Origin of the sequence: Streptomyces sp. NPDC001068 (genome assembly GCF_042897315.1) — a bacterium.
Classification (GTDB): Bacteria; Actinomycetota; Actinomycetes; order Streptomycetales; family Streptomycetaceae; genus Streptomyces.
Map to the genome: position 1 here is coordinate 346502 of NZ_JBIAYD010000006.1, position 11258 is coordinate 357759.

At 74.3% G+C, this 11258-nt stretch carries 11 protein-coding genes; 8 read left to right on the forward strand and 3 right to left on the reverse strand.

Going from position 1 to position 11258, the window contains the following annotated elements; translation table 11 throughout:
* The first annotated feature begins 138 nt into the window (after positions 1 to 138).
* Positions 139 to 618, forward strand: a complete 480-nt coding sequence (locus tag ACFY3I_RS19190) for a hypothetical protein (RefSeq protein WP_390861610.1) — start codon at positions 139 to 141, stop codon at positions 616 to 618.
* Between the two features lie 642 nt (positions 619 to 1260).
* Here ACFY3I_RS19190 and ACFY3I_RS19195 read toward each other — a convergent pair.
* Positions 1261 to 2307, reverse strand: a complete 1047-nt coding sequence (locus ACFY3I_RS19195) for a LacI family DNA-binding transcriptional regulator (protein ID WP_365292066.1) — start codon at positions 2305 to 2307, stop codon at positions 1261 to 1263.
* A 251-nt stretch (positions 2308 to 2558) separates the two neighbouring features.
* On the opposite strand from ACFY3I_RS19195, the gene ACFY3I_RS19200 reads away from it, so the two are divergent.
* From ACFY3I_RS19200 to ACFY3I_RS19230, 7 genes are all read left to right on the forward strand, one after another.
* Positions 2559 to 3716, forward strand: a complete 1158-nt coding sequence (locus ACFY3I_RS19200; RefSeq protein ID WP_390861612.1) for a Gfo/Idh/MocA family protein — start codon at positions 2559 to 2561, stop codon at positions 3714 to 3716.
* Positions 3713 to 4864 carry a dihydrodipicolinate synthase family protein gene (locus tag ACFY3I_RS19205; RefSeq protein ID WP_390861614.1) on the forward strand — a complete coding sequence of 384 codons (1152 nt, stop codon included), beginning with the start codon at positions 3713 to 3715 and terminating at the stop codon, positions 4862 to 4864. The genes ACFY3I_RS19200 and ACFY3I_RS19205 overlap by 4 nt, the downstream gene beginning before the upstream one ends.
* Before the next feature lie 32 nt (positions 4865 to 4896).
* On the forward strand, positions 4897 to 5697 hold the full coding sequence (locus ACFY3I_RS19210) for a sugar phosphate isomerase/epimerase family protein (protein ID WP_390861777.1): 801 nt from the start codon (positions 4897 to 4899) through the stop codon (positions 5695 to 5697).
* Positions 5698 to 5954: 257 nt separating this feature from the next.
* A complete protein-coding gene (locus ACFY3I_RS19215; RefSeq protein ID WP_390861615.1) occupies positions 5955 to 7037 on the forward strand; it encodes a MerR family transcriptional regulator in 1083 nt (360 codons plus the stop codon).
* A 298-nt stretch (positions 7038 to 7335) separates the two neighbouring features.
* The gene (locus ACFY3I_RS19220) at positions 7336 to 8403 is read left to right on the forward strand and encodes a DUF5937 family protein (protein ID WP_390861617.1); all 1068 of its coding nucleotides are present in this window, start codon (positions 7336 to 7338) and stop codon (positions 8401 to 8403) included.
* 93 nt (positions 8404 to 8496) lie between these two features.
* On the forward strand, positions 8497 to 8913 hold the full coding sequence (locus tag ACFY3I_RS19225) for a hypothetical protein (protein ID WP_365292056.1): 417 nt from the start codon (positions 8497 to 8499) through the stop codon (positions 8911 to 8913).
* Between the two features lie 78 nt (positions 8914 to 8991).
* The gene (locus ACFY3I_RS19230; protein ID WP_390861618.1) at positions 8992 to 9873 is read left to right on the forward strand and encodes a hypothetical protein; all 882 of its coding nucleotides are present in this window, start codon (positions 8992 to 8994) and stop codon (positions 9871 to 9873) included.
* A gap of 28 nt (positions 9874 to 9901) precedes the next feature.
* Here the strand turns inward: ACFY3I_RS19230 and rbsD are convergent, their stop codons facing one another.
* Together rbsD and ACFY3I_RS19240 are read right to left on the reverse strand one after the other, a co-directional pair.
* A complete protein-coding gene (rbsD, locus tag ACFY3I_RS19235) occupies positions 9902 to 10291 on the reverse strand; it encodes a D-ribose pyranase (protein WP_390861620.1) in 390 nt (129 codons plus the stop codon).
* Positions 10288 to 11190, reverse strand: a complete 903-nt coding sequence (locus ACFY3I_RS19240; protein ID WP_390861622.1) for a ribokinase — start codon at positions 11188 to 11190, stop codon at positions 10288 to 10290. Before ACFY3I_RS19240 ends, rbsD begins: the two co-directional genes overlap by 4 nt.
* Between the last annotated feature and the right edge of the window lie 68 nt (positions 11191 to 11258).

An 11258-nucleotide genomic window follows, 5' to 3' on the forward strand; every position in this document is an offset into this window, starting at 1 on the left:
CGAAGGGCCCGTGCCGGTGCGGAGAAACCGGTCTCGGGCGGCGGACGCGCTCAGAGCTGCGCGCAGGCTCTGGAGTGCACGCAAGGCGGCCCCCAAGTGGCCGTCGTAACACAACCACACCCTCGGAGAGGGGCGATCATGCGCGCGCACACCACACGTATGAAGAGGGTCGCCATCGCTGCGATCTCGGCACCGATTCTCGCGCTCGGCGCGGGTGCCGGAATCGCCAGCGCGGCCACCCACTCGTCGGCGCCTGACCACGTTGTTTCCTTCCAGAACAACGGAGGCGGCGGCGGAGGCCACGGCGGCGGTGGCGGAGGCCACGGCGGCGGCGGCGGTGGCCACGGCGGTGGCGGCGGTCACGGTGGCGGCGGCTACGGCGGTCACGGCGGCGGCGGTTATGGCGGTCGCGGTGGCGGCGGCTACGGCGGCTGGGGCGACAACGGCTACGGCCGTGGTGGCTACGGCGGCTGGGGCGACAACGGCTACGGCGGCTGGGGTGGCGGCGGCTACGGCGGCCATGGCGGCGGCGGCTACGGTGGCGGCGGTCACGGTGGCGGCGGCGGTCACGGCGGCGGCGGTGGCGGTGGCCACGGCGGTGGCGGTGGCGGTCGGTGACTGACTGACACAACCCTGACAGCAAAGGAATGGGTCCGGGTGCCCGCGTTCGGGCACCCGGACCCATGCGTCTGCCACCACGCTCACAACGGGGCGCGGGACTTCCCCGGGGTGCGGGACTTCCCCGGGGTGCGGCGCTTCCCTGGGGCCAGACGCCATCGGCCCGGCGGGCGCGGGGGCCGGCGCGGCGGCGGCCGGACCGGGGGCCGGTCTGGTGGGGGCCTGGGATCCGACCCCGTGGCGGCTGGGACGCCATCGGCCCCGCGGGCACGGGGCGGGTGCGGCAGCGGCCCGGGGGCCGGTCTGGTGGGGGTACGGGATCCGACCCGGTGGCGGCTGGGACGCCATCCGCCCGGCGGGAACGGGGCGGGTGCGGCAGCTGCCCAGGGCTGGTCTGGTGGGGACCTGGGGATCCGACCCGGTGGTGGCCGGGTCGCCTATCCGTCGGTTGCCCGGGGAACCGGCCGGGCGGCGTCTGAGGAATCGTTCCTGCTGGCTCGGTGCCGCGTGGTTCGTCCGCCCGCCGGTGCTCCCGCCTTCCGTCCCGGTGTCGCGAACCCTCCGGGCTCACGCCCCGCGCGTCCCCGTACCCGCGCCTACCCGGCCGGCCGCGTACCGCTTCCGCCGTCCGGCCACCCGCGCTCAGCCGCGCGGCACGCCCGAGGAGCCGCGGACCATCAGCTCCCCCCGGACCGTCGCGATGCCGCCCGGCGGCGGCTCCTCGCGGCCCATGGCGATGCGGCCCGCCCGGGCACCCGCCTCCGCCAGCGGCAGCCGTACCGTCGTCAGCGAGGGCACCGCGTCGATGCTGAACGGCAGGTCGTCGAAGCCGGCCACCGACACGTCCGCCGGGATCCGCAGTCCCGACTCCCGCAGTGCCGCGCACGCGCCCAGCGCCACCGAGTCGTTCGCCGCCACCACCGCCGTCAGCGACGGGTCGCGGCGCAGCAGTTCGAGTGTCGCCTCGTACCCCGCCCGCCGGTCGTAGCGCCCGTGCACGGTCCAGCGCGGGTCCTCCTCGACGCCGGCCGCGGCCAGCGCCTCCCGGTGGCCCTCCAGGCGGTGCCGGGTGGTCGTCCGCTCCTCGGGGCCCGCGATGTAGCCGAGGCGCCGGTGGCCCAGCCCGATGAGGTGCTCGGTGAGCTGCCGTCCGCCGCCGCGGTTGTCGAAGGTCAGGGCGACCGCGTCGGTCTCCGGTGCCGGCGGCCGCCCGCACAGCACCACCCGGGTGCCCGCTTCCGCCAGCCTGCGCAGCTTCGCCGCCACCGCCGCCGCGTGCGGCGCGTCCTCCACGGCCCCGCCGGTCAGGATCACCGCCGCCGCCCGCTGCCGCTGCAGCAGGGTCAGGTAGGTCAGTTCCCGCTCGGGTGCCCCGCCGGTGTTGCACACGACCGCGAGCCGTTCCCCGCCGGCGCGCCCGCCCGGGCCGCCGATCTCCGCCTGGATCGCGCTCGCCATGATCCCGAAGAACGGGTCGGCGATGTCGTTGACGAGGATGCCGACCAGGTCGGAGGTGGCCGCCGCGAGCGCGCTCGCCGGGCCGTTGAGGACGTAGTCCAGCTCGTCCACCGCCCGCAGCACCCGCTCCCGCGTGGAGGCCGCCACCGGGTAGTTGCCGTTCAGTACGCGCGACACCGTCGCGGGCGAGACCTGGGCGCGGGCCGCCACGTCCGCCAGGGTCACCGTCATCTCGTCGTCCTCCGGTCGCGCGTCTCTCGGTACGCCGTCGTACACAGCCTGATCAAAGGAAGCCCCCTTGCCGTGCAGACCATAAGGCCATTCACTCGAGTTGTTCGCCCCCTCGAACAACTCGACCCCATCACGGTCTTGTACGGACCAGTGGTGAAAGGCTAGCTTCAGACCATGTAGAAAGCGCTTGCTGCAACGGCGCGGCGCACACGGACGGCATCAGTGCGGCGCACACGGACGAAAGGAATCACGTGACACGCAAGACGGTGCGTATCGCCATGAACGGCGTGACCGGACGCATGGGCTACCGCCAGCATCTCGTCCGCTCGATCCTCGCGATCCGCGAGCAGGGCGGCCTCGACCTCGGCGACGGCACGGTGCTGTGGCCGGAACCGGTCCTCGTCGGCCGCCGCGAGCCGGCGCTCCGCGAGATCGCCGACCGCCACGGGCTGCCCGCCGGGCACGTCTCCACCGACCTGGCGGCCGTGCTCGCCGACCCCACCATCGACATCTACTTCGACGCGCAGGTCACCTCCGCCCGCGAGGGGGCCATCAGGCTGGCCGTCGCCGCCGGGAAGCACGTCTACACCGAGAAGCCGACGGCCACCGGCCTGGCGGGCGCGCTGGAACTGGCCCGGCTGGCACACGCGCGGGGCGTCCGGTCCGGTGTCGTCCAGGACAAGATCTTCCTGCCCGGCCTGCTGAAGCTGAAGCGGCTCGTCGACGGCGGCTTCTTCGGCCGGATCCTGTCGGTCCGCGGCGAGTTCGGCTACTGGGTCTTCGAGGGCGACTGGCAGCCCGGGCAGCGCCCGTCCTGGAACTACCGCGCCCAGGACGGCGGCGGCATCGTCGTCGACATGTTCCCGCACTGGGAGTACGTGCTGCACGAGTTGTTCGGGCGGGTGACGTCCGTCCAGGCCCTCACCGCCACCCACGTCCCGCAGCGCTGGGACGAGAACGGCAAACCCTACGACGCCACCGCCGACGACGCCGCCTACGGCATCTTCGAGCTCGACGGCGGCGCCGTCGCCCAGATCAACTCCTCCTGGGCGGTCCGCGTCAACCGTGACGAACTGGTCGAGTTCCAGGTGGACGGCACCGAAGGCTCAGCGGTCGCCGGCCTGCGCAACTGCCGTGCCCAGCACCGCAGCGCGACCCCCAAGCCGGTCTGGAACCCGGACATCCCCGCCACCTACGCCTTCCGCGAGCAGTGGCAGGAGATCCCCGACAACACCGACTTCGACAACGGCTTCAAGGCGCAGTGGGAGCTCTTCCTCAAGCACGTCTACGCCGACGCCCCCTACCACTGGGACCTGCTGGCCGGCGCCCGTGGCGTCCAGCTCGCCGAGCTGGGCCTGAAGTCCTCGGCGCAGGGCCGCCGCATCGACGTACCGGAGATCTCCCTGTGACCATCCGGCTTCCGGGCGCCGACGGGGCGCTGCGGACCTACGAGCCGCGCACCGAGCCGCTCGCCGCCACCCCCGGCGCCCCCTTCACCTCCCGTACGGTCTTCTCGGCGGCCCACGTGGTCGCCGACCCGTTCGCCGACGTCTCCCCCGACTCGCCCGCCGCCGTCGACTGGGACGCCACCCTCGCCTTCCGCCGCCACCTGTGGGCGCACGGCCTGGGCGTCGCCGAGGCGATGGACACCGCCCAGCGCGGCATGGGCCTGGACTGGGCGGGCGCGGCCGAGCTGATCCGCCGCAGCGCCGCCGAGGCGAAGGCGGCCGGCGGCCGGATCGTCTGCGGCGTCGGCACCGACCAGATCAGCGGCGGCACGCTCGCCGCGATCCGGGCCGCGTACGAGGAGCAGCTCGCGCTCGTCGAGGAGTCCGGCGCCCGGGCCGTCCTGATGGCCTCCCGGGCGCTCGCCGCCACCGCCGCCGGACCCGAGGACTACCAGGAGGTCTACGGCCACCTGCTGCGCCAGGCCGCCGAACCCGTGGTCCTGCACTGGCTCGGCCCGATGTTCGACCCGGCGCTGACGGGCTACTGGGGTTCGGCCGACCTGGACGCGGCGACGGAGGTGTTCGTGGAGATCATCGCCGCCCACCCCGACAAGGTCGACGGCGTCAAGGTCTCCCTGCTGGACGCGCGGCGGGAGATCGACCTGCGCCGGCGGCTGCCGCGGGGCGTCCGCTGCTACACCGGCGACGACTTCAACTATCCCGAGCTGATCGCCGGTGACGAGCAGGGTTTCAGCCACGCCCTGCTCGGCGTCTTCGACCCGCTGGGACCGCTGGCCGCGCGGGCGGTAAGGACCCTGGACACGGGCGACACGGCGGGTTTCCGCGCGCTGCTCGACCCGACCGTGGAACTCTCCCGCCACCTGTTCCAGGCGCCCACCCGCTTCTACAAGACGGGCGTGGTGTTCCTGGCCTGGCTCGCCGGCCACCAGGATCACTTCGCCATGGTCGGCGGCCTCCAGTCGGCCCGTTCCCTGCCGCACCTCGCCCGCGCCTACGAACTCGCCGACGGCCTGGGGCTGTTCCCCGACCCGAAGCTGGCCGAGGACCGGATGCGGACCCTCCTCGCCCTGTACGGGGTGACCCGGTGACCGGCGACCTGTCCCGTTTCTCCATCAACCAGATGACGGTGAAGCAGCTGTCGCTGCCCGAACTGGCCGACGCCTGCCGGGAACTGGGCGTGCCCGGTGTCGGCCTGTGGCGGGAGCCGGTGCGGGCCTACGGCGTGGCGGCGGCCGCCAAGCTGGTCCGCGACGCGGGCCTGACCGTCACCACCCTGTGCCGGGGCGGCTTCCTCACCGCGACCGACCCCGGGGCGCGGGCGGCGGCCCTCGCCGACAACCGGAGGGCGGTCGAGGAGGCGGCGGCCCTCGGCACCGACACCCTCGTGCTGGTCTCCGGCGGCCTGCCGGCGGGCTCCCGCGACCTGCGCGGGGCGCGGGAGCGGATCGCGGACGCGCTCGGGGAGCTGGGGCCGTACGCGGAGCGGCACGGGGTCCGCCTGGCCGTCGAACCCCTCCACCCGATGTACGCCGCCGACCGCTGCGTGGTCTCCACCCTCGCCCAGGCCCTGGACCTCGCGGAACGCTTCCCCGCCCACCAGGTCGGCGTCGCCGTGGACACGTACCACCTGTGGTGGGACGACCGGGCGCCCGCGCAGATCGCCCGGGCGGGCGCGGACGGCCGTATCCACACCTTCCAACTGGCCGACTGGACCACGCCGTTGCCCGCGGGCGTCCTCAACGGCCGCGGCCAGATCGGCGACGGCGCGATCGACATGCGGGAGTGGAGGGGGTACGTGGAGGCGGCCGGTTACACCGGCGCCATCGAGGTCGAGCTGTTCAACGAGGGGTTGTGGGCGCGGGACGGGCGCGAGGTGCTGGCCGAGACCGTGAACCGGTTCACGGAGCACGTGGTGGGCTGACGGGCCGGTGGCCTGCCCGCGTCCGGTGATGACGGGCAGGCCACGCCCCTGGTGCCGGGGCGAAACCCGGACGGACGTCGACGCCCGGACACGTCGGCCGGATCATCGTGAAGGACCTCGAGTCCTTCCAGGTCCCGCGAAGTCGGTCTCACGCCGGCCCGCCCCAACAGCCGAGTGTGCCGCCGAGAGCGGGGGTGCTCGGTCGGGTTGACCCTCGACCTTGTGCAGGGCCCACAGTGTCGGATGTGGAGAACGACATGCGCAGCATCGGGGAGCTGGCCCGCGACAGCGGCCTGGGCGTGAGCGCCCTGCGGTTCTACGACCGTGCCGGTGTGCTGGTTCCGGCCTGGGTGGACCCGGTGAGCGGGTACCGCTGGTACGAGCCCGGCCAGCTGGAGGAGGCCCGTCTGCTGGCCTGCCTGCGCCGGGCCGGCATGCCGCTGGCCGACATCCGGCTGGTGCTGGCCAGCTGGTCCGGAGCGGACTCCGATCTGGTCCGGAAACTGCTCGGGGAGCACCTGCGCCGCCTCGAGAAGGGGCTGTCCGACGCCCGCGGTGAGTTCGCCACGCTCCGTGACCGACTCGATCTCCGGGAGAACCCCATGACCTCGCTCCGCAGTGCCACCGTCCGTCTGTCCGTCGCCGCGCCGGAGCTGGCGGCCGCGCTGGACGCGGTTCGCTTCGCGGCCGGCACCGACCCCGAGCTGCCGATGCTCGGCGGGGTGCTGTTCGACGTCGAGGGCGAGAACCTGCACACGGTGGCCACCGACCGGTACCGGATGGCGGTCGCGCGGGCCGGCGTGGCCGGGCACGACGGAAGCCGGGTGCAGGTCATCGTGCCCACGCCGCTCGTCGACGCGATGCGTGCGCTGGCGGACGGCGAGGGGCCCGTGCGTCTGACCCTCGACGGTGACCGCGTGTCACTGGAGGCGGGGAACGGACAGGTGGCCGGACAGTGCCTCGACCACGAGTTCCCCGACTACCGCCGTCTGCTGCCCCGGCCCGGCGGGCGCAGCACCGTCGTCGAGGTGGCGGCCTTCCGGCAGGCTCTGGAGACGGGTCCGGTCCGCTTCGAAGAGGCCGGGGGGCACGAGCTCAGCGTGCTCCGGGTGGAGGACGGCGGCGCGGTGACCCTCCACGCCGACGGCGAGGGAACCGGTGCCGACGAGGACCCGAACCGCGTCGCCGTCAACCGTGGGTTCCTGCTGGCCGCGCTGGCCGCCGGCGCCCGCGACCGGCTGGTTCTGGAGTTCGGTGCGCCCACGGCGCCGATCACGATCCGCCGCCCCGACGACGAGGGCGCCTTCTCGCTCCTGATGCCGGTCAGGCTGGACGACTGACGGCACGTTCGTCCCGCCCGGCCGCCGGTACCCGGAAAAACCTCCCGTCCCCCGCACAACCATCCCCCCGCCCAGCCGGTCGTATTGGGCGCCGGGACTTCGGAGGGGGTCTGGGGGGATCACGGGGGTTCCGGCCGGAGGGGGAAGACCGAGGGGGTTCGATCGACGGATCGGGCCCCCTCGAAGCATGTCCCGGCGTTCTCGGGGTGTCCGGCCGGTTCCCGCGTTGTTCGTGGGGGCCGCGTGCCCCAGGCTGCTGCCTGAACGGGACGACTTGTCGACTCGGGGGGCGGCTCTCGTGCTGCGTATCCACTTCACGCCTCAGGATCTGGCCCGCGTCCGGGTGGCGACCGCTCCCGACCCGCTCTGGGAGATCACCTGCAGCCTGCACCGATTACAGACCTCGCGGGGCCGCTGGGCCTACGCCGACTGGTACCGGGAGACCCGGGCCGCCCTCGCCGGCACCCAGCTCGGCGCGGCCGTCCGGCGGCTGCTGGTCCCGGTGCTGCCCCGGGCCCGCTACCTGCCCGACTTCCTCACCCCGCACGTGTCCGCCGACGGCCTGGACCACGGGCTCGCCGCGATCGTCGACACCCCGCCCGAGCGGGTCGACCTCGAGATACGGACGCTGGACCGGATCACCGGCGCCCCGGACTGGGCGCACCGGCTGCGGGAACGCGAGACCCGGGAGGAACTCGCCAAGCTCCTGCGCACCTACCACGAAGCGGTGATCGCCCCCCACGAGAGCCGCGTCGGCGCCGCCCTCGCCGGCGAGCGCGCCCTGCTCGCGCGCCACACCCTCGACACCGGCCTCGACGGACTGCTCCGCGGGCTGTCACCGGCCGTCCGCTGGCGGCCACCGGTCCTGCACGTCGACTACGTCGAGGACCGGGACCTTCACCTGGCCGGCCGCGGACTGCACCTGGTCCCCTCGTACTTCTGCTGGCAGTCACCGATCTCGATGGCGGACGACACCCTTAAGCCGGTCCTCGTCTATCCCGTGCACGGAGTCCGCGCGACCGCCCCCGACGTCCCGGCGGACGCCACGCTCGCCGCGCTGCTCGGCCGGACCCGCGCGGCGGCGCTGCGCAGTCTCGCGCTCGGCGCGACCACCTCCGAACTGGCCCGTCAGCTGGGCGTGTCGGTGCCCACGGCCTCCCACCACACCACCGTGCTGCGCGACGCCGGCCTGGTCTTCAGCCACCGACACCACAACACGGTGCTGCACACCCTCACCCCGCTCGGCGCCGCCATGCTCAGAGTGACGTCACGTCAGGAGCCACGGCTCTCCGGAAGCCCACAGATCACAGGAGCCACAGAGGCATCGCCGGAGCAGCGTGCTCCGCAGCCTGGCGCGGGACTTTAGAGCCCCGTCGAAGGGCGTGGTCCACGGGGCGGGTGCTCTGCGAGCGTTTCGGTTGCTCGATCCGGCCACAACCGATCACCGCAAGGGGGAACCATGAGGAAGGCCATCGCCGCGGGCGCGCTCGCGCTCGTCTCCGCCGCAGGCTGTCTGGTGCTCGCGCCCGCCGCGTCCGCCGCCCCGGCCGCCTGTGTGACCGTGACGCTGAAGACGGGGGCCTACCAGGGCGTCGGCGGCACCGCGACCAAGTCGTCGTCCAGCAGCTGCGGCGACCTCAACCTGACCTACTCGGACGACTCCACCACCACGTACGGCGACGAATACGCCGGGCGTCTCTACCACACCTCCAGCAGCTCCTGGGTGACCTGCAACAAGGGTTACGTCTGGGCCTCCGACGGCAGCCACAGCGTCAACGACTCCACGTACTGGCTGTGCACCGACGTGTCCGGCGGCACCAAGTTCACCGTGGCGAGCTACTACGACGGCGGCGACACCGTCCACATCACGCACTGACCCGGTGCCGCCACTCCAGAGGTGCCGCGGGCCCGAGCGGCCCGCGGCACCCGCTCCCACCCCCGCAGGCAGGACCCCATGACCCGGATGCTCCGCGCGGCCCGTCCCGCCGCCGCTCTCGCCCTGCTCGCCGCCGTCACCGCCGCCGGCTGCACGGCCGGCCCGGCTCAGCAGCCCGTCTCCGGTCCCCGCGCGGCCACCGTGACCCCGGCCCGGCTCAGCGACACCCTGCCGGCCGACCCGGTGCGGATGGTGCTGCCCGCGACCGGCGCCGAGTCCCGCTGGACCCAGGGGCTGGACGTGTTCGTACGCCAGGTGCAGCGTGTCGCCGCGGCCTCCTGCGCCCGTGACCGCGGCTTCACCCTGCCCGAACAGGTCCCGCTCGCCTTCATCCGCTACTACGAACTCCCCGACCTGGACTTCATCGCCCGGCACGGCACCAGCGAGAGCGCCGCCGTGCCCGCCCCGCCGGCGAGTTCGGCCCCGGCCCGCACCGGATCCGCCGCCGACGTGCGCGACTGTCTCGCCGAGGGCACGGCCGCCGCCCAGGCCCTGCGCGAGCGCTATGCCGGCGTCCAGGGCCAGTGGTTCGGCACGCTCACCACGCTGCGCCGCGATCCGGCCACCCTCGACGCCCTCGGCACGCTGCCGGACTGCCTGGCCCGGTACGGCGTCCGGGCCCGCGACGAGAACGCCTTCTTCGCCCTCGCCGACGCCAGGATGCAGACCGCGGGCCCCGACGGACCCGCCCCGGGGGACAACGCGCTGGGGCGGGCGTACGCCACCTGCATGCGCCCGGTGGAGGCGGTACGGGAGCCCGCCCGCGCCGGGCTGCGCACCCGGTTCCTGGCCGCACCCGGACACGCGGACGCGGTCCGCGCGGTGCGCACCACCCTCGTCCCGGCCCTGCGCGCGGCCCAGCGCCGCTACGGCGTGCCGCTGGTGTTCCCCCAGCCGTGACACCGGGGCCCGCGGCCCCGGCCGGTACCTAGAAGAACACCCCGCACCGCAGCAGCACGTTCGCGTACGGCCGGGCCTCGCCGGTGCGCACCACCAGGTGGGCGCCGCCCGACAGCTCCTTCAGCCGCTCGTGCGGGACCAGGGCCAGGTCGGGGAAGTACCCGTCCAGCAGTCCGGCGGCCGCCGGATTGGCCCCGCGTATCTCGGTCGCCGCGGTGGCACCCTCCACGACCAGCTCGGACAACAGCCCCTCCAGCACCTCCGCGAAGGACGGCACCCCGGCCCGGAAGGCCAGGTCCACCACCCGCGGCCCCCGCGGGATCGGCATCCCGGCGTCGCAGACCAGCACCCCGTGCCCGTGCCCCAGCTCCGCCAGCGCACCCGAGAGATGCCGGTTCAGGATTCCCGTCCTCTTCACAGCGCCTCGACCTCCGCCGCCGTCGGGTACGAGTCCTGCGCGCCCCGCCTCGTGACCGCCGCCGCCCCGACCCGGGCCGCGTAGGTTGCCGCCTCCGTGAGCGACGCGCCCGCCCCGAGCCGTACCGCGAGGGCCGCGGTGAAGGCGTCCCCGGCCCCGGTGGTGTCCACCGCGTCGACCTTCACGGAGGGGACCGCCTCGGTCCCGTGTGCGTCGGCGACCAGCGCGCCCGCCGCGCCCAGCGTCACCACCACCGACCTCGGGCCCCTGGCGAGCAGGAGCCGCGCCCAGTCGGCCGGGTCCTCGCCCGCGCCCGCCTCGCCGAGGAGCACCTTCGCCTCGTGCTCGTTCACGATCAGCGGGTCGCAGGCCGCGAGTACCTCGTCCGGAAGGGGCAGCGGCGGGGACGGGTTGAGCACGAACAGGCTGCCGGGAGCCAGGTTCCGCACCACCTCGACGACCGTCTCCAGCGGGATCTCCAGCTGCGCGGAGACCACTCGGGAAGCCCCGATCAGGCCCGCGGCGGCCCGTACGTCCGCCGGGGTGAGCCGGCCGTTGGCGCCGGGGGAGACCACGATGCTGTTGTCCCCGGAGGGGTCGACGGTGATCAGCGCGACGCCCGTCGGGGCCCCGCCCACCAGCACGCCCGCCGTGTCCACCCCGGCGGCCCGCTGCGAGTCGAGCAGCAGCCCGCCGTGCGCGTCGTCGCCGACCCGGGCCAGCAGGGCGGTGCGGGCACCGAGCCGGGCGGCCGCGACCGCCTGGTTGGCGCCCTTGCCGCCGGGGTGCGTGGCGAGGTCCCCGCCGAGCACGGTCTCACCGGCGGCCGGCCGCCGGTCGACCCCGATCACCAGGTCGGCGTTGGCCGATCCCACGACCAGGAGGTCGTAGTCGTACATGAAGTGACTCCCTAAGAGAACGAGTTGAGGCGGCCGGGCCCGGCAGGTCGGGCCCGGCCGCCTCCTTG